10 protein-coding genes are annotated in these 20,618 nt (G+C 46.8%); 3 read left to right on the top strand and 7 right to left on the bottom strand.

Annotation, left to right across the window (positions count from 1 at the left end):
- Positions 1-2: 2 nt before the first annotated feature.
- Genes N482_RS12250 through dhbA form a run of 3 tightly spaced genes read left to right on the top strand, consistent with a single transcriptional unit; the run spans position 3 to position 2,957 of the window.
- A complete protein-coding gene (locus N482_RS12250) occupies positions 3-869 on the top strand; it encodes an isochorismatase family protein (RefSeq protein WP_063377306.1) in 867 nt (288 codons plus the stop codon).
- Entirely contained in the window at positions 869-2,182 is a 1,314-nt protein-coding gene (locus tag N482_RS12255) for a condensation domain-containing protein (RefSeq protein ID WP_063377307.1), read from the top strand. The genes N482_RS12250 and N482_RS12255 overlap by 1 nt, the downstream gene beginning before the upstream one ends.
- A 10-nt stretch (positions 2,183-2,192) precedes the next feature.
- A complete protein-coding gene (gene dhbA, locus N482_RS12260; RefSeq protein WP_063377308.1) occupies positions 2,193-2,957 on the top strand; it encodes a 2,3-dihydro-2,3-dihydroxybenzoate dehydrogenase in 765 nt (254 codons plus the stop codon).
- Positions 2,958-3,191: 234 nt separating this feature from the next.
- Here the strand turns inward: dhbA and N482_RS12265 are convergent, their stop codons facing one another.
- From N482_RS12265 to N482_RS12295, 7 genes are all read right to left on the bottom strand, one after another.
- Positions 3,192-5,297 carry a TonB-dependent siderophore receptor gene (locus N482_RS12265; RefSeq protein WP_063377309.1) on the bottom strand — a complete coding sequence of 702 codons (2,106 nt, stop codon included), beginning with the start codon at positions 5,295-5,297 and terminating at the stop codon, positions 3,192-3,194.
- Positions 5,298-5,500: 203 nt separating this feature from the next.
- A complete protein-coding gene (locus N482_RS12270; protein ID WP_063377310.1) occupies positions 5,501-5,773 on the bottom strand; it encodes a hypothetical protein in 273 nt (90 codons plus the stop codon).
- Positions 5,773-6,081 carry a hypothetical protein gene (locus N482_RS12275; RefSeq protein WP_063377311.1) on the bottom strand — a complete coding sequence of 103 codons (309 nt, stop codon included), beginning with the start codon at positions 6,079-6,081 and terminating at the stop codon, positions 5,773-5,775. The genes N482_RS12270 and N482_RS12275 overlap by 1 nt, the downstream gene beginning before the upstream one ends.
- Positions 6,081-7,595, bottom strand: a complete 1,515-nt coding sequence (locus N482_RS12280; RefSeq protein ID WP_063377312.1) for a PepSY-associated TM helix domain-containing protein — start codon at positions 7,593-7,595, stop codon at positions 6,081-6,083. The genes N482_RS12275 and N482_RS12280 overlap by 1 nt, the downstream gene beginning before the upstream one ends.
- Before the next feature lie 197 nt (positions 7,596-7,792).
- Positions 7,793-11,596, bottom strand: coding sequence for a non-ribosomal peptide synthetase (locus tag N482_RS12285; RefSeq protein ID WP_063377313.1), 3,804 nt, complete (start codon positions 11,594-11,596; stop codon positions 7,793-7,795).
- The gene (locus N482_RS12290) at positions 11,593-17,184 is read right to left on the bottom strand and encodes a non-ribosomal peptide synthetase (protein ID WP_063377314.1); all 5,592 of its coding nucleotides are present in this window, start codon (positions 17,182-17,184) and stop codon (positions 11,593-11,595) included. The genes N482_RS12285 and N482_RS12290 overlap by 4 nt, the downstream gene beginning before the upstream one ends.
- 68 nt (positions 17,185-17,252) lie before the next feature.
- Positions 17,253-20,423 (bottom strand): amino acid adenylation domain-containing protein, encoded by a 3,171-nt coding sequence (locus tag N482_RS12295; protein ID WP_231100854.1) that lies wholly within the window; start codon positions 20,421-20,423, stop codon positions 17,253-17,255.
- Between the last annotated feature and the right edge of the window lie 195 nt (positions 20,424-20,618).

Below are 20,618 nucleotides of genomic sequence, written 5' to 3' on the forward strand. Positions count from 1 at the left end.
ACATGAGCATTCCAAAGTTAAACCATTACCCGCTGCCACGTGACGCAGAGTTGCCACAAAACCGTGTTGACTGGGAATTAGATCCCACTCGCGCGGCACTGTTGATCCATGATGTACAACACTACTTTGTGGGTTTCTATGGTGAAGACAATCCATTGATCGAGACCATGATCCAGAATATTCAGGCACTCAAAGCATACTGTTACGAGCACAATATTCCAGTGTATTACACGGCTCAGCCAATCAAACAAGGTAAACACGAGCGCGGTTTACTATCGGATATGTGGGGTCCAGGCCTTCAAGATCCGACGCAGCAACCCATTGTCGATGCACTCGCGCCAACCGACAAAGACGTGGTGTTGACGAAATGGCGCTACAGCGCGTTTCAAAAGTGTGATTTTGAGCAACAACTGCGTGATAAGCAACGCGATCAGTTATTAATTGTTGGGATCTACGGCCATATCGGTGTAATGACCACAGCCGTTGATGCATTCATGCGTGACATAGAACCATTTTTAGTGGCCGATGCGATTGCCGACTTCGGTAAAGAAGAACATATGATGGCGCTTAACTTTGTCGCAAAGCGCTGCGGTAAAGTGATCGCTATGTCTGAAATCTTAGGTACACAGAGTCAAGATCTGACTTCTCTTGAAGGGCTTAAAGCACACATTCTCACTTTGATCGATTGTGAAGAAGACGAATTTGACGAGCACGAAAGTCTGATCGACTACGGATTAGATTCAGTTCAAGTGATGAACTTGATCTCCCTATGGCAACAACAAGGGATCGAAACCAATTTTATTGAATTAGCCCAGATCCCAACATTGGCTGCTTGGGTAGAGCTGTTAGAAGAACGTAAGGAAGACTAATGAGCCACCCTCTCTCGCTTACTGATTCGCAGCATGCTATGTGGCTGCTCGATACCATAAGTGGTCGAGGTGAGCTATTTAACGTCGCCGAGTGCTTAGAATTTAAAGGTAAGATCTCGGCAAACTGGCTACAGCAGTCATTGCATCATGTTTGGCAGGCAAGCGATACGCTTGCTTGTCGCTTTATACGCGGTGATGACTACACGCCAAAATTGCTCCCCGATGACACTGTGCCTGAAATCATCAGCCAAGAATTGGAAAACGCCCCTGCAGATGTATTTGCCTTTGCGCAAAACTTTGCCAAGCCATATTTAGCGAAGCCTTTTGACCTAAACCAACAAGCCCTCATGAAGTTGTTTTTGTTGCGTGCACCGGAGCAAGACTACTTGTTGATAGTTGCTCATCACTTACTCCTAGATGGCTATGGCTTTGGTTTATTCTTGCAATCGCTCAATCGCTGTTACAACACGCTCAGCAAAGGTAAACCCTTACCTAAACTGCGCTTCACTCAACAGCAGCAGTTACTCGAATTACATAGCAGTGAAGCCTATTTGGCACAGCAACAGCAAGCCAAAGAGACGCTTAATCAATGGCTTGATGCTGTACCAGCGGTCAATACTTTCAGTGATTCTAAAGCTGATGTTGCAGAGCCAAATACTCGCCTGACAACCACCTTTGAACAATCGATATGGCATACTATTCAATCCGCAGCGCAAGTTGCCGATACAACCAGCAGCGAAATACTACTGGCTGCGATAGCTGCATCTCTGGTTGCCCAGCATCAACACTATCATGTGACACTAGGTATGGTGATGATGAATCGCCATGCAATACCTGAACTGAGCTGCCCGTGTGTTCAGAGCAATGTGTTACCTTTGCCTCTAGACTTCGAAGAAAACACCGAATTAAGTGCTGCTACCGCGCTCATTAATCAACAAATTAAAGCACTTAAGAAAGTGCAGAGTTATCGTGTTGAGTCCCTCAAACGAGACAGAAAAAAACTGGGTAAATCACTGAGCATCCTAGGACCAACAGTGAACTTACTGCCTTTTGCTAGCGCCCCTAAATACGCAGGCATAGCAACAAACAGCCATATTCTAAGCGCAGGTACCACCGACGATATCATGCTGCAAATTCATCTCTTAGCAGATAAGCCTGCCACGGTCGACTTTGATAGCAATACCGCACGCTACACAGAAGCTGACACTTTAACGATTCAAGCACGTATTTTTGCTGCGGCAGAAATTTGGGCTGCGCAGCCTAAACTGACCCTCAGTCAGGTCGCAGAATTACTTCGCCAAAAATATCTATAAGGAGTTTATGATGCAGCTTGAACAAACCTTAAAGGAAGAATACCGTGACAAAATTGTCTGGGTCACAGGTGTAGGCCAAGGTATCGGCCTTGCGGTAGCAAAGCAGTTTGACGCCCTCGGTGCAAAAGTCATAGGATTTGACCGCCAATTTAGTGAAACAGATGCGCTACACAAACAAGTGTTTTGTGACCTTTCGCAGCCAGAGCAAGTGGCGCAATTGCTTACAGAGCTCATTGAACAACAACTTGCCCCCTACAATTTAATCTATGTTGCTGGAGTGCTTGAGATGGGCGCACTCGAAGAATTAAGCCTAGCCCAGTGGCAACACTGCCACAATGTAAATGCTGCCAGCCTCTTCACGTTTATTAAGTACTGTGGCGCACATTTCAAACAGCAGCGCACTGGTAGTTTAGTTACTATAGGCTCCAATGCCGCTGACACGCCACGTCAGAAAATGGCTGCCTATTGCGCCTCTAAGGCTGCGGCAACGCAATTAACGCTGACCGCCGGCATTGAGTGGGCAAATTACAGCGTGCGTTGTAACGTGATAGCACCGGGCTCAACCCTCACCCCAATGCAAACTGGTATGTGGCAGGACGACCAAGGCGCACAATGCGTGATTAATGGGTTTGCGGAGCAATATAAGTTGGGTATTCCTTTACAAAAAATCGCGACCCCTGAAGAAATTGCCAACAGTGCTGTGTTTTTGGCATCGAATCTTTCTTCACATACCACCATGCAAGTGTTAACCATTGATGGTGGCGCAACATTTTAACCCCCGATGGTGGTGTCCAACTTTGACCACACAAACCAAAGCCACCTCTCCTTAGCAGGTGGCTTTTATCAACCCTATTCGTCTAAAGCGCTACTCTAAAACAACTGACTGCATTGATCTCTAAATATGCAAGAAAACAGGCATCCCAAAAATAGCCCCACATCAGTGAGGCTTTGTACTGCGAATATACACTGCTAAGCGCCTAGCGCTAAACCAGGCACTTATATCGCGTATTTAGAACGAGTATGTCAGCTGAAGTGAGTAATTGCGTGGGTCACCTGGACGAACCGTCAAGAACGCAATCTTAGCGTCATACTCTTTATCTAGTAGGTTGTGAATATTGAACTTAGCACTCAATGCTTCATTGAATTCATAGTAAGCAGAGAAACCAAGCAGTGTATTCGAACTCACATCAAAATACTCTGTGCCACGGCCGAGACCATTAAAGCCTTTTCGGTCGCCAGCATACGTTAGGTAACCACCTATGCGTAAGCCTTGTAGCCCATCTTCAAAGTCATAGAAAGAACTGAACTTGAAGACCTCTTTTGGTTGAATAATGATGGTTCTATCAATCAAAGAATTCGGGTTTGATACGTCGATATCCGCATAAGATGCTGAAGCAAACCATTGATTTGTAATATGACCCGTTACCTCGACTTCATAGCCTTTTGATTCAATACCGCTCTGCCCTACGTAGTAAATCTCGCCGGAGTCATCTTGCGCAGCAACCCGCACTGGGTAGTTGTCCTGACTGATGTCAAAGTAAGCCACATCGACTGTAAAAGCATCGTCTTGCGTTGCATACCTAACACCGACTTCCTTATTCTTACCCACAGGAGAGTCAAGTAACTGGTTGTTTTTGTCGTAGTGTGCTGGCTGGTCAGAGATATCTGTATAGCTTGCATAGACCATCGTTTGCTCGTTGAAACGATACACACCACCGAAGTAGATATTCGTGTCAGAGAAGTCGCGCTTACTCGCTACATTGCGTGACACGCCTTCTGCTTTAATGTCTTTGTAGTTAGCACCAACCAAGAAGTTCAAGCTGTCTGTGACATTTAAATTCAATGCCAAACGTAAACTTTGTGACTCTAACTGACTATGTGTTAAAGCACCATTATCATAATCGAACGCAGGCTTTTCTGGCTTAGTTTGTGCTGGCTGCTGTGCATGCTCAGCGAAGAAGTTACCGCCAGCACCGCCGACAGGACGGTAGCTCCAATACTCCTCTTCAAACTCGGTATCCGCATACGTAAAGTTCAGGTCATGATCACGACCGAACAGGCTAAATTGGCCGTTTAAGTTGAACTCAGTACGCTCAGACGTGTAATCACGTCTGTTGTCGCGCAGATATAAGAAGTAATCACCGTTGCGTTCTAAGTGGAAATCAAGATCAGTATATAAATGATCATCTTCCATTTCCGATCTGTGTGTACGCGCAACTACATTCCATTTATCGTTGATCTGATAACGGACTTCACCCATTAAATTTTCTTGATCTGTGCTCTGCGTTGCCCAATCAGGATAAAAGTTCAGCTCGCTGCCAGCTTCTATACGCTCACCCGTAATAAATCTGTATGGTAAGCCGTTGGACATCGCATCCAAGTCATCACTTTGCTGACTAGTAAAGACTGATACTTGTAAATCATCGCTCAAGTCAGCAGTCAACGTGCCATAAATTACTTTACGTAATGAGCCTGAGCGCTCTACAAACGACTCTGCGTCATCATAGACAAGTACTGTACGCGCACGAACAGAGCCATCAGCGGTTAAAGCAACATTCACATCCGCATCAACACGGCGTTTATTCCAAGAACCATATTCCGCAGAAACGGAGCCACCAGTCGTGTTGTAAGCACGCTTTTGTACAAGATTTACTGTACCTGAAGGCTGCCCAATCTCTTGGAGCATACCTGTTGAACCACGGATCACTTCAACACTTTGGAAGATACTAGTATCCAATAGGTTACTGTTTACTGGACTGCTACCAGCCCCCATACCATCGATAAGGTAACGGTTAATTTCAAAACCACGTGAGTAAACAAAACGAGAGCGGTTAGCTAATGAGTTTTCAGCAAATACACCCGCACTGTGTGATAGCGCGTCACCTACTGAGTTAACGTCATGGAAAGACATAAATTCGCTGTCAACAATCGAAATTGACTGTGGTGTATCGCCAATTGCTAGTGGCAGACCTGTTGCACCTACATCACGGTGGTGTTTACCCACCACTTCGATACGTTCTAGATCTAATTTCGCATCATCTGCGAATACTACTGAAGAACTACTTGCCAATAGTCCGATACATACCGCTTTTGCAATCGTAGAATATTGCTTCATACGTCGTTTGACTCCCTTATCCTAGTCGAAGTAAAAACTCTTAATTACTGAAGGGTAGACGATGCAATATTCAAAAAATTTAGCGCCGTTGTGTCATTTGTAGTTAAAAGCAACACAACTTCAATTAAAACCTATTAATATCAAAACTTTAAATAGTGAAAAATATTTATGATTATATTAATAGTAAAATAATTTAAGACAATTTAGGCGAATGAATTAATCCCAAATAACAAAATAAATAATCCACCCATAGGGACTAAATACTTGGCGGCAAGCAGCATTTGAGACTTATAATCACCTAGCATAGTAAAATGAAAAGCAACCCCTGCAATTATTACGATGCTAAATAACTCTGAAATAGTCAGAACGCTATGAAAATCAAAATCAAATAAATCGAGGCTCAGCCAAATACCACCCCTTACGAGTAACCAACCAACCAGTAACCCAAGTACCACGCCAAAGTTCAAAACACGCATTATAATACTCCTCCAATCGCAGCGAGGGTCAGCAGCATAAGGACTGGTGCCGTGCCTCTGTGATGTCCCATCATAACCACGATTGGCAGACCGATACTCAGTGCAAATAACACCAAGAATAACGCAGCGAACAACCCCATTTGCAGATAGTAAACAACCGTCAATACTGTCACGCTTGCCAAGAGCACCAGCTTCGCACTCACCAGCGTAAACAATCGTTCAAACACACGCACAGGTGCATACGGCCAATACTTAGATTGGCTGAATAACACAAAACCTAATAACACAAAGTAAAACCACGCAATCATTAGGCAGGCTCCAGCTCAATACTGCGTTTTTTCACTTTATCTGTTACCCGTACCACCACAGTTGCCAAACCAAAACTCAAACCAGATAGTGCAATAAATGCGATGTTGACTGTGATCATGTCTCTGCCTACAAAGCTATACAATTCATGGCCTGAGACAAAGCGAATTAAATCAATGAGTGGCAACAATAAGAATAAAACCCCCGCTCCTTGCAGCACAGCATGAGCAGAATCTTTTGCTTGTGAAAAATACAGCGTTAGTGCACCACAACCGAGCAAGCTAAAGGTCACGATAAGTTGATTTGTAAGCACCAGTAATGGTTCACCTTGACTAAACAACCGTGTGCATACCAGCAGAAGTGCCACAGCAAATAAGGCCCCACATGTACCCGCCTCTAAACAAAAACGCTGCAATTTAAATAGAGTTTGTCCAGCACGCTTTGGCTCACGAATAGCTAACCAATACAAGTTCCCTATAAGCATCGCGGCGATGGCCATCATGGAAAGTACAAAATAAAGTAAATGCGATGACTTACCTAGCAAGTGCCCTTCATGCAGCTGTACCATAATGTTGTATACATCATTTAATGGCTTGCGCTCGGGCTCATACAATAAATTGCCATGGACATCATAAAATGCGGTTACAAACTCAAAGCTGCGGTCCGACTCTCCACTCACCCTGAGTCGAACCCAAGGTCGTGGGTATATATCAAAGCGCGCGATACGCATTTCAGGGTAAGCTTGCTGATAGTCAGAAATGACTTGGTTAAGTCGCTCTGCGGTTAGCTTTGCATCCATATCATAGTTGTTGGGCTTGCGTGGAAAACCCAGTTCATCCCAGTAGCTATCACCACTTTTTTGTGCATACTCGTGATATACTGGCCCGTTAATTTCGTAGCCAACGTTAAAGTAAGCACTGCTCCAGCCATACATCAGCATAAACAACAGTACGCCAAGCCCTAACAAGACATGACTGTCTTTAAACACATCGCGAGACTTGCCTTTGGCACGGTACTGGTGAAACTTTTTCAGCAGATCTTTCCAGCGGATCCATATTCCGCTAATGGTGACCATAATCAAGAAGATACACGCTAATGCAATGATATCCGTACCAATATGGGTGGTAAAATTAATGTGCCAAAAATACAAGAAGTCAGATACCGCTTGTTGTGCTGAGTCTTGGCCAAATAATTGTTGAGTTTGATTGTTGTAGAGTAGGCGCTCGTCGTGGCCAACGTAAATTTGAAACAAGTGATTGTGCTGCGGATCAGTCGTCAATGTGATACGTTTATCAACAAAGTCAGGGACCTTCTCAGTCAAGTCAGTAACCGCTGCCTGCCAAGACATTGAGCGCTCCAACTGACTATCTTGCTGCCAAGCAAACTGCCAATTAAGCAATTGGCCGCGGAAAAAAAGTAAGCTGCCACAAACAAAAACGATGGTAAGAATACAGGCGCTGATAGCACCTAAAACAGAATGTTGCTTGGTTAATCGGGTCAGCGTTTTTTTGTCCATAAACTCCTTCCTGTTTACTCCACGGCCGCTTAGATAACGTTACGTAATAGACCGCCAAAAATGCACCACTGAGATCGACGAAAGAAGTTTAAAAAAATTTAAGAAAATAAGATTAAACAACGCAAAATGGGGCCTTAGTTTCCCAACGCCCCATTTCAATTATGTTGTCAGGGCCTTCAATCGACCCGATCATTGGACTAGCCCGCCACAGCTTTTAGCAGATGCGCGTGACTCACCACCTGCTGGTGGCCACAGGCTAACCGTTGCTCTGTTAACTGCGCGCCGTTTGCAGATAAATGACCGCGATAAGACGCAATATCACTAGCTAGGCGCTCACTTGACCACCATACTTGTGTAGTCAGTGTTGTCGGTAAGCTTGGCAACGTACAGCCATTTTCACGCTGTGCCTTTAGCTTTTCACTATTGGCAAACGTCTCAGCCAATTGAGTACCATCAATAGCGCTGTAAGGCAGCGGTAACTGAGCGCTCTCGGCTTGCCAAAATACGGTTAACTGCGCTTTAAGTATGTCAGCTTCAAGCTCAGAGCTTTCCAGCAGAGGTTTGAAGTGCGCATCAATGCAGCTTGACCAAGCCTCTCCACCATTGCCTACCACCAATGTTAGGAATTCATGCACTGCTTGAAATTGAGTGACAACACGTGGTTCGACAGTGGGGATCCAGGAATCTGCCAAATAAAGATGCGTGACAGATTGACCAGTAGATTCTAGTAATACCGCTACTTTTGCCGCAAGGAGCCCTCCCATTGAAAAACCAAGTAATTCAATGTTCTCTCCACTAAACTGCGCTGTAATTTTTTCAGCATATAGTGTCGCTAGCTGATCAAAATCAGTAGCTTCAAGGTCCACTTTACTCGGCACTAAGGCAAACAAATTCACTTGCTCTGCCAGTTGTTCAGCTAACTCACGGTAACTTAAAGTGAGACCCAGTCCATCATGGAAACAGATCACCTGACGGTTACCCGCTTTATGCGTATTCAACGGCGTAATAGCCTGTGCATCACGGCGAGTTAGAGCCATAGCCAATTGCGCCACACTCGGAGCTTGGAATAGAACACCTAAATCAAAATGTAATGACGCAGCTTCTCGGTCCGCCCAGCGCTTCACCAACTTAATCGCTGAAATAGAATGCCCGCCCAACTGGAAGAAAGATGCGCTACGACTTACCTGCGTTAGCTCCAAGACTTCAGCGAATATGGCAGCCAAACGTCTCTCTAAATCACCTTGAGGCGCTTCATAAGCAACGACTTGCGTTGCAAACGAAGGCAGTGCTTTGCGGTCAACCTTGCCATTACCCAAACGCGGCCACTGCGCAACCACCATAAATGCCGAAGGCACCATCGCCTCGGGCAGCTTTTGTGATAAGGCTGCTTGCAGCGCCGTTGCCGCCCTGCTATCGAGTGCGCCCTCAGCAAATTGGTTAGCGACAATGTAAGCTTGTAAAGTGACCTGCCCATCTACTTTATCGGCAATCACCAAGCAATGTTCGATACCCTCAACTTGCTCAATGCTATTGGCCACTTCGCCCAGTTCAATTCTAAAACCGCGCACTTTAACTTGGTCATCTTTACGGCCAAGGATCATGACTGAGTTGTCAGGCATATAGCGCGCGAGATCGCCCGTTGCATATATGCGTCGCTCCAATTCATCATGCGCTGAAAATGCCGGATGCTCTGGCTGAGCCAGATAACCTTCACTCAGCTGTGCACCGGCGATGTACAGTTCACCCACTTCACCATAACTGCACAGCTGTCCAGCTTGATTTAATATATAAGTTTGAGTACCCGTAAATACTTGGCTCAGCTTAGCCACGCCACCATCGCCCGCCTGATAGCGATGACACATCACACCGACAGTTGCTTCACTGGGTCCATAGTGATTATAAATCTCACTTTGAGGTGCCCACTGTTGTAATGAGCGTAAAAATGTATTTGGACACGCTTCACCGCCGAGAATAATCTTTTTAGGGAAGTAAGGCAGTGCTTTCAGATCGCATAGCGCTTGCAAATGAGATGGTACAATCTTGATACAGTCAATCTGGTGTTGCTGTAAAAAGGCAGTAAACGCAGCGCTGTCCATACTTTGTTGTTCGTTAGCTATACATAGCTGCTTGCCTAGGTATAACGCATTAAATAAACAGGTATAACCCAGATCGGCGGCCACGGTTGCGGTTAGGGCAAAGTTTTGCTGCGCCGCTAAATTCAATGCTTCACTCGACGCATGACAATACGCACTTAATTGCTGCTGACCAATACGAACGCCTTTAGGTGTGCCTGTAGAACCCGACGTAAAAATAGTATAAGCCAGGCTGTCTGCCATCGCTTCAAGTGTCGGTAACAAAACATCACGGCTTGATTGAAGAGAGGTCAAAGTAACACCAAAGTCAGTCGATGCAGCAATCACCACCGCATTGTCAAACTGCGCCAGTACTTTATCAATGCGCGCCTGCGGCCAGCTGGGATCTAAAGGCACAAAGCCAAAGCCTGCGCGCATGCTCGCCAGCATCGCAACGATTAATTCAGTGCTTCTAGGGAGCAATAATAATACAGGTTGCAAAGACTCAGGTTGCTCTGTCATCAAGCCTTTGGCAACTTCCTCTACTTGCTGCCAAAGCGCTGCGTAGCTAAGCGAACCAAGCTCATCTGTCAGTGCTGTATGAGTGGGCTGAGCTTGGGCAAAGCCATAAACGCGCTGTACCACACTCTCCAATTGCTCACTAAACTCAGTACCATTGATAGCCATTAACTGAGATTTGTGAATATCACTCAGTACACTGATGTCAGCAGATTTGGGCTTGGTATTGCCTGTGGCAATAACATTGAGGACTTGCGCCAATTGAGCCAGTAAACTTGTCACGGCGGCAGCAGAGTAACTGCCTTGGGCATAAGTTAAAGTCAGCGCGCCATTTTGAGAAATCACGATATTTAAACCATGACCGTGACCTATATGCCAATCAAACGGTTGTTCGCCTTGTGGCAGCAGGTAATCCGCGGCGGTCAATGCGGTTTTCAGCTGAAACTCGTTGGCACTCAGCGCATATTGGCGAAGGTTTTCGCACTGTTCGTTCAAGTCGCTCAGCCATTTCTCTAGCGATTGCTCCGGCTGATATTCAACAATTAACGGTAATGCTTTTGCGTAGCGGCCAATGGCCCCCTCAAACGCCTCATCTTCTTGACGTGGGTCGTAATGCAACGCCGTTAAAAAGCGCGGTGTGGTTGCAAGACGCGCCATCAACCACCACCACGCATATTGCGTAAGGTTTTGCGCTGAGACACCTAATGTCTCGGCGTAGCTACTCGCTCCCTGCCATACATCCGCATTTAAAGTGTGTTGTATTTGACTAACACTGCATTCACCTTCGCTTACAGCCCTCATATTATATGGCAGCTGCAATACCGAAGGCACATCACCACTCAAGTAGTTTTGCCAAAATGCTTGCCCCGCCAATCCTTCATCTTCACTCTGCATCTCTTGCTGCCAAGCAACAAAGTCAGGGAATTGAAGCGCTTCTTCATCATCCGACTGGCCATTAATAATCGCAGCTATGAGCTCAAGCGAAGGTAGATCAACAGCACCAGCAAAGCCGCGCAGTGCAAGCAGGCTTTGCTCATCCGTTTGCACATACGTGAGCTGTAAGTTGCAACCACTTTGAGGTGCCAAATCCACAGGCGACAATAACGCTAACTGCGCGAGGCTTGGTACACCCGATGGAGACCATTCAATGCTGTCTACGGCAATTTTTGCACTTTCATTAGGCAGTGCACGCAGACCTTTAAAACCAGCGACTGGTTGATAATTTGACGCTAAGCTTATGTGAGACTGCACCAGTTCGTCAGCATAGCGTTGCACACTTTGGTACGTCGCAGAGCACGGTATCAGCAACTGTACAAGCGGCAGTGACTGATTGAGATCAGCAGTGAAACACTGCTGATTGGCCGTTAATACAACTCCTTGCTGATATTCTTCGATGTATTCAGCGATCATGCTAAACACTCCTGATCGGCTTTCGCCTGTTCAGCGTTCGCCTCAACCAACTGCGCTTGAGACACCATATCGCCCATTGCGACTACGATTTTTCGCGGCTCTTCATATGGGTCACGGGCATGGGCTGCCAGCATGTTGTCTAGCATCACCACATCGCCTTTTTGCCAGTCAAACCTCACCGCACAGCGCTCATACGCTTCACCAATGATCGCCATTTCTTCATAGCTGATTGGCGTCCCATCACCAAAGAACACGTTACGCGGTAAATACTCGTGACCAACCATCTCGAGGAGATCATCGCGCACACTTGCCTCTAAACAAGATTCGTGATGCAGTTGCACTTGGTTAAAGAAAGACTCCTCACCACTCAAGTGGTGCTTAATCACACCATGCGTTTTAGTGCGAGTTTGCAAGCCTCCATTGTCCAACCAACGGAACTCAGTGTTGCTTGCCGTAAGACGCGCTTCTACTTCAGCTTTGTCGTCCGTTTTGTAAAAATCTTGCCAAGCCACATCCAGATTTGGAATAAAGTTACGTACGTATAACAGTTCTTTTTCTTTGATTTTTGCAACGAGCTCTTCTGGCAGCTCTTTGAGCATACGACGGCAATCCACGATTGGCGTAGCGCCCCCTACTTTCGAAGGCAGTTCACAGAAGAACCATTGCTTGCGTGGCCATTTTCCTAAATGCGAGCTTTCATTGTGATACAGGATCATCTGACGCTCAGGGTAAGGCGTCGATTTATAGGTTTTTTTACCACCTTCTTTTTTCGGTAAGTCGCCGTATTGACCATATAGGCCCGGCTGAATGGCATCGGCAAAAGACTCAAACTCCTGCGGCGACTGAAGCGCGAAGTTTCTAAAAATGATCCCACCGTATTGTTGTAAATAACCGTCTATCACATCGCGGTTATTGCTTGCCCAGTTAATTGGGTCAAGATCGGGGGACGTCGGCTCTACGAGAATTGGAAACTGCTCAGTCTCGGGTAAAAAGTATGTTTTTATCGGCGCAGCAGGTGCCTTTGCACGTTTCTTAAGACCTTTTTTTAATCCTGAAAATGAATTTCCTCGGGCTGCTTTTTGCATAGTTTTAAATTCCTGAATCATTGGCGAAATTACATTGCGAACAGGCTGTTCGCTCATCTCTATGAGTTGCAACACGCATTGCTGCCAACGCCCCAACCATTGCTGCATAATCTCTGGGTTATAAAGCTGTTTTCTAAACACCCACTGGCATTGCAACTCATCCGCCTCAATGACGAAGAGCGCGCTATCAAATTTACTGCTAATCGCACTTAAACTCTCCACAGGTTCTAGGCTAATTTCAGCCATTGGCCATTGTTGCTGTGGCGTGTTTTGCATCACAAACAATTGCTGCACCAAAGGTTGAATATTGTTCACACGCGGTGTATCGACCAACTCAGTTAGTGACTCAAGCCCCAATGCTTGATGCGCCATTACTTGCAGTGACAAATCTTGTGTTTGTTTAATAAAATCAATAACTAAAAACTCTTCCTTGAGCTTACTTCGCTGTGGTAAAACCCGCACGAAGAAGCCAATGAGCGCCTCCAATGCTGGATTGTCACGCCCTGCAAAATCACTGCCCACAATCACATCTGGCTTGTCATTGACGGCGTGCAAGAATAAGAAGTACCCAGATAACAACAGTGCATTGAGTGAAAGACGCTGCTCGCTGGCAAATGCTTTTAAACGCTTGGTTTGATCTGCATCAAATGACCCTGTTACCAAACTGCCTTCATTACTTAATTGTGCGGGGCGGGGATAATGGTTTGGCAAGGCGCTATTTGCTGGTGCCGCCGCAAGGTGGTCGCGCCAATAATCACGTAACAGCTGACCGGCTTCTTGACTTTGCATGGCCTGCTGCCACTGCGCATAATCAACATAATCAATCTCTAGCGGTTGCCAGTTTGGTGATTGCTGGGTTGTTAGAGCTTGATAGGCCTTGCCCAGATCATCAATTAACACGCCCGTCGACCAACCATCCGATATGATGTGGTGCATGCTGACGGATAACAGAAACTCACGCCCCGCTAGTTTCACTAACATAGCACGCAACAGCGGAGCTGAATCTAAATTAAATGGCTGATTTTCAAATTCTTTTTGTAGCTTTTGTGTGTGTTCATCCCGCAGTATTAGGGCAAGGTGTGACAGGTCATGGGTGGCTAACTTAAACTCAACGTCGTCGGCGACAATCATGCTTGCTTCGCCTAAATGCTCTTCAAAACGCATACGCAATGATGCATGACGGGCAACCACCAGTGAAAATGCCTGTTGTAACAAATCGATATCCAACTCACCGCGCAGTGTCACAGCACCTGAAATATTAAAAGCATGTTTATCTTGTTCTTGCACCATCTGGTCTGACAACCACAAGCTCATTTGCGCGGGGGCAAGATCGTAACTAGGCTGCCTGTCTACCTTCTCAAGTACAGGGAGTACATTGGCTGATGCAGAGGTCAATCGTGCTGATAAGGCTGCCACCGTGGGCGCATCAAAAATATCTTTAACAGCGCAATTGAGCGTTAATGACGCACTGATGCGACTTGCCAATTGCAATGCAATGATTGAGTCGCCACCAAGCGCAAAGAAGTCATCTTCACGACCTATCGGTGAATACTTCAGGACCGTTTGCCAGATGTCCGCTAATTGCTGCTCTTGTTCGTCAGCCGGTGCGACAATGTCTTCACGGTGACTGTCTTGTACCTTGGGCAGTGCATGACGGTCAATTTTACCAGAGTTATTCAGTGGCAATGCATCGAGCACCACAATCACGCTCGGTACCATGTAATGTGGTAACACTTGCGCCAATTGGGTTTGCAAAGTATTGCTCTCAAGATCGCAACCAGCCACATACGCGACCAAACGTGCACCGGTTGGTAATTCTTCAGCTATCACCACGGCCTCAGTGACGTTCGATTGATGATAAAGCTGCGCTTCAATTTCACCCAATTCAATTCTAAAGCCGCGAATTTTCACTTGGTGATCGGTGCGGCCAAGGTACTCTAAGTGTCCTTCCACATTATATTTCACCAAATCTCCGGTGCGATACAGTCGGCTGCCGTTATCGCAAAATGGGTTTGCCACAAAGCGTTCAGCACTGAGATCTGGACGATTTAAATAACCTCGCGCAAGGCCTGCACCGGCGATATAAAGCTCGCCTGCAACCCCATTTGGTACAGGATTGAGCGCCGCATCCAAGACATGAAATTGAGTCGCGCGAACGGTTTCCCCGAGGTGTATTTGACCATCAACCACACGTTGACAGGATGACCAAATCGTTGTTTCAGTCGGTCCATACATATTCCAAAGTGTCACGTTGTGAGCCAGTAGCGTCTCGGCAAGCTCTGCTGGCAGCGCTTCGCCGCCACACAGCCCCAGCACCGGGCGCTGTATCAGATTTTCAGCCAGCAGTGCCCGCCAGCCAGCAGGGGTTGCTTGAATTAAAGCAACCTCCGCCAATATCGAGTCGTTTAAATCACTTTGTTGTTCTGCGACCAGCACCTGTGCGCCGGCATAAAGTGGCAGGTGTAACTCAAGGCCAGAGATATCAAATGACAAAGAGGTCAGTGCCAGCACTTTATCGCTCGCTTGCAGAGTAAGCTTGTCCTGCATCGCGGCTAAAAAGTTACTGAGATTTTCATGGCTAATCGCCACCCCTTTTGGTTTGCCCGTGGAGCCTGAGGTATAAATCACATACGCTAATTGCGCCCCGTGAATATCAACAACAGGCGCAGATTCAGGTTGTGATGCTAGCGCAAGTGTTGCAGTATTAATCGCCACAACCTTTTCAGCCAACTCCAATGGCGTATTGTGCAGCACCAGCAAAGACTCACTGTGATCCAAAATATAGTCAATGCGTGATTGTGGTAACTTAGGATCAACAGGCACATAAGTGCCACCAGCACGCATCACCGCCAACATCGCCACCAGCATGTCGATGCCTCGGCTAAACATCAGCGCCACGGTTTGCTCTGCCTGTAGCCCCTGCGAAATCAAGTAATTAGCTAACTGCGCGCTGCGCTTATTTAAGTCCCCATAAGTCAGGGAATGACCCTGTGGCTCCATCGCGGCAACTTGTACAGCATGTGACTCAAAACGCTCGGTCAATTTTGTTAAATAGCTTGGTGCTTGCGCGATTGGCTGAACGTCCGCAAGGGATTGCTGCACTGTCAGAGAGACGTTACCCATTGCTTGCTCTGGCTGTGCAACCAATCTCTCAGTCAATACCAAGAAGCTCTCAAGAAGATGGGGTAATACCTCTGCATCACAGTGCATGGGGTCGCCCTCAAACTGAATCAAAATCGAGTCTGCCTGCTCGACCACTTCCAATGAAAGCGGAAACTTGGCCTCGAATTGATCCACAATAATGGGCGTCAAAGGCAATGGCATCGGTCCATCACTACTTGGCTGATACTCCGAGAAATTGTACATGGCTTGGAAGTGACTTTGCTCTGCCGTTTGCTGCCATCCCAGCTCTCTTGCCAGCCATTCATAGGGCACCAGTTGATGATCAATCACGGCCAAGGTGTGCTGCTGTACAGCGCGTGCAGCTTCAATCAAAGAACGCTCCGGTAATGCCTCATTTTTATAAAGCTGGGTGTTCACAAAAAAACCGACAATGTCACTAATATCCGGGTGGTTTCTCGCCGCGGTTGGCACCCCTAATAAAAACTGCTGAGCATCGCTAAAGCGTGATAAAACAACTTGGTAAAGCGCCATAGTCAACGACGATAGCGTCAAGCTATATTGCTGACACAAGCCGCGCAACGACCGCGTCATCTCAGTCGATAGCTGCGTTTTTGCCAAAATGGCGTAGCGGCCATTATCAACTTGTGTCGCCTTGGGTATATTGAATTGCTGCGGCTCAAAGTTTACGTAGTCACGCCAGTAATCGCAGGCCTTTTGACCCATTTCAGCTTCAAGCGCATCCCGTTGCCACTGGGCATAATCGAGATACCTTAGCGCCGTTGGCGCAATATGTTCACCAAAGTATGCGCGAGCAAGGTCACGTAAAATCAAATTTGCCGACCAGCCATCACTGGCAATGTGATGGTTGTCCAAGAGCAGGATCCCACCTTTACCAAACGCGAGCCAAGCGGCACGCATTAATGGCGCATGAGATAAGTCAAAAGGCTGGGCAAACCAGTTTTTCACCACATCTGACGATAATACCTTAACGGCTGACCCTACTTGTTGCGCCTCAGGCAGTGCCAATTCAGTAAGTGGCACTTGAGCATTGTCGACAAGGTACTGAACTGGCGAATTGTCATCGCTAAAACGCGTAGCCAGTGCCTGATGGGTGTGTACTAATACATTCAATGCCTGTTGTAGCTTGGTTAAATCCAACGCTGTCTCAATGTAATAAGCACGGGGCACATTGTAAGAAATAGACTCAGGCGTCAGCTGTTGCTGCAACCATAATCGTTGCTGCTGAAATGACAAGTGGCCAAAGTTATCCGCATGACGACGGATCTCGCTGTGTGTTTCTGGTTGCTCAGCAAATAGTTCACCAAGTAAGTCTAGGTCTAATTCATCGGCCAGTGCGTCAAGAATATCGTCGTTGTTCATGTGTATCTCTAAAAAAGGGAAAAGGGAGTCACAGACTCCCTAATGTAAAGATTGATTTGATTAAGCGATTAGCTGCCTAAACCCAACTTTTGTTGTAGCACTTCGCGCTGCTCTGGCGAGAGCGTAGCGAGCTTTAATTGGGTCATGGCGATTTTTTCTAGCTTTTGCGCATCAGGGTGCTTGGCACTCAATGCGGCCGCCAACTTCACGATGGTGGCATTGTCAAAAATAATGCCAGGGTCAACATCCATCAACAGTTGCTTTTTAATCCGCGTCACCCATTTGATGGCTGCCAATGAATGGCCACCTAAGTCGAAAAAGCTGATATCACAGCTGACTTTTTCAACTTCTAAAATATCTGCCAGCGAGTCTGCTAACCACTTCTCCAGCTGTGAACTGGGTGCCACATAAGCTACGTTTTGCAGTTCATTCGCCTTAGGTAACTGAGTACGGTCAACTTTGCCATTGGTAAGTAGAGGCAGTTGCGCTAATGCAATGAAAAATTGCGGTACCATGGCTTCAGGTAAATGGTCACGCAGATGCGTTTGCAAGTATTGGTTCACCTCACCGTCTAGTAGGCCAGATACTGGATTACCTTGGTATTCAAACCCGGTTAAATAAGCCACTAATGCGGTTTGACCGCCAAGATTTTGCGCCATGACGTAACACCCAACTGACTCAAGTGTACGGCTTACACTTGCGGCAACTTCATTGGGCTCAACCCTAAAGCCGCGAATCTGTACTTGGTCGTCCTTTCGGCCCGACAAGCTAATCGTGCCATCAGGCATATATCGCGCGACATCACCTGTTGGATATAATCTGGGTGCCCATTGGCTATCGCTGACAAAGCCTTCGCTTTCAGCTTTACCTAAGTAGCCACGCGCCAGTTGCGTACCAGCAATGTGTAACTCACCTTGCTCACCCACCGCACACAGCGTACCGTGCTCATTAAGAATATAAATTGACGAACCAGCAAAGATGTGGCTTAACTTTGCCACTGTACCTGCAAAGCTTGATAAATCATGATACTGATGAGACAGCACACCGACCGTCGCTTCGGTCGGCCCATAGTGGTTAAATACCTTCGTATTTGGACTCAAGCGATGGATCTTTTGTAGTAATGTCGGTGCACTGGCTTCACCACCGAGGATCAGCTTGTTTGGCAGAGCTTTTGGCTCACTCTCTAACAGCGCTTGCAGATGTGAAGGCACAATCTTAACCACTTCCACTTGTTGCGCACTGACATACTGGGCAAAGGCCTGACCTTCCATAACTGCCTGCTCTGGGGCAACCACTAAACTACCGCCATTGTAAAAGGCATTAAATAGGCACGTATTACCGATGTCAGCCGCAACGGTTGAGGTTAAACCATAGCGCTGTTGACCAAGGTTCATCGCTTCACTTGAGCCAAAGCAGTAATGTGCCAATTGAGCGTGTTCAATCACCACGCCTTTTGGTGTTCCCGTAGAACCAGATGTGAATAGGACATACGCCACTTGTTGCGCGTTAGGCAACGCAATGGTGTCTGCGACCGTCAGCTGTTCTGCTGCAGCCAACAACTCAACTAAACCTATGCTGTTCTCATCACTTTGTACTGCAATATGGCGGGTCGCGCCAGCTGCTGTAATAATTTGTTGTTGACGCGAGAGTGGCCAAACAGGGTCCACCGGACAGTAAGCTGCACCGAGACGTTGAATCGCTAGAATCACCAACACTTGCTCAAAGCTGCGCGGCAGTGCAACCGTGACGATGTCGTTGCTGGCGACGCCCTTCGCTTGCAACACATTGGCAATACGCAGTAAACGCGCATCTAAAGACGCATAGTCTAAGCTTTGTTGGCCATCTGTCAGGGCAAGTTGTGTCGGCTGAGTCGCAGCAAAATGTGTGATTTTATCAAACAGTAGCGCGACTTCTGTGGCTGCACGGTTTAGGCCTAAGTGGCGTTTTTGCTCTTGCTCGGTGGCTATCTGTAATTCACCCACTGGCGTATTTAGTTGACTACCTAGTTGCTGCAATAATTGCTGATATTGCGCTAACAAGGTTTGTGCAGCTGCGTCACTGTAGGCTTGACTATCATAGCGCAGCGCCAGTTGTGCTCCCGTGTCTTTTAGCACACAGGTTAAGTGTAATTCGCTGCTATCGTCCAAACGCAATAGCTGACCATAAGACTCGCCATGCCATACCTGCATAACACAGCTTGGAGACCAGTTTAATTCATACTTTTCAGTGCCTTGATAAGCTTCGGCCCACTCAAGGTGTTGCTCACACTGGAAAGCAAACTGACTAAGCCACGCGGTCAGCGTTTGCAAAGGGTCCACGTCAATGACAATCGGTAAGTGCAATTGGTACACGCCTAGCGCGCCCTCAAGTTCTTCGCTCATTTGTCTTGGGTCGTAACCCAGTGCGGCACTAAACCCTGCATTCTTGCTAATGCGAGCAAGTAACATCCACCAAGTCGCATGCAAAATCACTTCGCTGTCTAACTCAAGTTGCTCTGCCAAACCATCAATACTTTGCAGAACTGAATCGCTCAGTGACACAGCACAACTTTGCTGCGTGCACAAATCAGTGGCGGCAGGCGCCTTGTGATAAGGCAGTTGAAAGTTGTTATCTACATGCTGTAATTTTGTGCTTACTTGCTGCCAATACGCCGCCCCTTGGGCCGCTTCTGGCGTTTCATTCATCTCTTCAAGCCAAGCTAAAAAGTCTGGATATTGAATTACTTCAGTGTCGCCTTCCACACCATTGAGTAATTGACCAATATATTCATAAACGCTGGCAATATCTAACGCTAAAGCATTGGCATGAATCAGCAAATACGCTTGCTGCTGGCAAACAAAATGGCTGAGTTGAATGTTTTGTCCATGTGCCGTATCCAATGTGATAGGAATAAGCTTAGCTTGCTCAGTAGCCACTAAGTCAGCTTGGCTCGTAACCGCTTCACAGATTAAACTGTGTTGTGCATTAGGCACCTGACGCGTGCCTCTAAAGCCTTCTACCTGTGTGAATGCAAACTGCAATATGAGCTGTTGCTGCGCAATGGTTTCAGCACGCTGAGTCAGCTCTGCCACTGTTAGGCTGGGTTCGATTGGCACCAAAACACTGTGCACGGTAACGGCGGCATCATCTTGCTTTGATACATGTTGTTTTTGTTGAACACTCAGGCCAAGGCCCTGCGGATACGCATCGATATATTCTTGGATCATGCCAAATGTCTCTTGCAGTAAATTTAGAGCCATTTGGCACACGCGATTGCATCCAAATAGCCCATTATGAAAAACCAATAATGTGCATGTCCCTCAAGGTTTGGTGCCAATAACATTGACGCATAAGGCGTCCTAAAAAATGCATTAAATGAGGCTATTTTGCCCACAACCTAGGGATGTGTCTTAATGACGAGCAAAGCCCTAGTTTTTTTAAGGAAAACCCGTAAG

Origin of the sequence: Pseudoalteromonas luteoviolacea NCIMB 1942 (genome assembly GCF_001625595.1) — a bacterium.
Lineage (GTDB): Bacteria > Pseudomonadota > Gammaproteobacteria > Enterobacterales > Alteromonadaceae > Pseudoalteromonas > Pseudoalteromonas luteoviolacea_A.

What these genes read in the sequence shown, in the direction of transcription:
- N482_RS12250 (WP_063377306.1), top strand. Translation starts at nt 3, where the DNA reads ATGAGCATTCCAAAGTTAAACCATTACCCGCTGCCACGTGACGCAGAG.
- N482_RS12255 (WP_063377307.1), top strand. Translation starts at nt 869, where the DNA reads ATGAGCCACCCTCTCTCGCTTACTGATTCGCAGCATGCTATGTGGCTG.
- dhbA (WP_063377308.1), top strand. Translation starts at nt 2,193, where the DNA reads ATGCAGCTTGAACAAACCTTAAAGGAAGAATACCGTGACAAAATTGTC.
- N482_RS12265 (WP_063377309.1), bottom strand. Translation starts at nt 5,297, where the DNA reads ATGAAGCAATATTCTACGATTGCAAAAGCGGTATGTATCGGACTATTG.
- N482_RS12270 (WP_063377310.1), bottom strand. Translation starts at nt 5,773, where the DNA reads ATGCGTGTTTTGAACTTTGGCGTGGTACTTGGGTTACTGGTTGGTTGG.
- N482_RS12275 (WP_063377311.1), bottom strand. Translation starts at nt 6,081, where the DNA reads ATGATTGCGTGGTTTTACTTTGTGTTATTAGGTTTTGTGTTATTCAGC.
- N482_RS12280 (WP_063377312.1), bottom strand. Translation starts at nt 7,595, where the DNA reads ATGGACAAAAAAACGCTGACCCGATTAACCAAGCAACATTCTGTTTTA.
- N482_RS12285 (WP_063377313.1), bottom strand. Translation starts at nt 11,596, where the DNA reads ATGATCGCTGAATACATCGAAGAATATCAGCAAGGAGTTGTATTAACG.
- N482_RS12290 (WP_063377314.1), bottom strand. Translation starts at nt 17,184, where the DNA reads ATGAACAACGACGATATTCTTGACGCACTGGCCGATGAATTAGACCTA.
- N482_RS12295 (WP_231100854.1), bottom strand. Translation starts at nt 20,423, where the DNA reads ATGGCTCTAAATTTACTGCAAGAGACATTTGGCATGATCCAAGAATAT.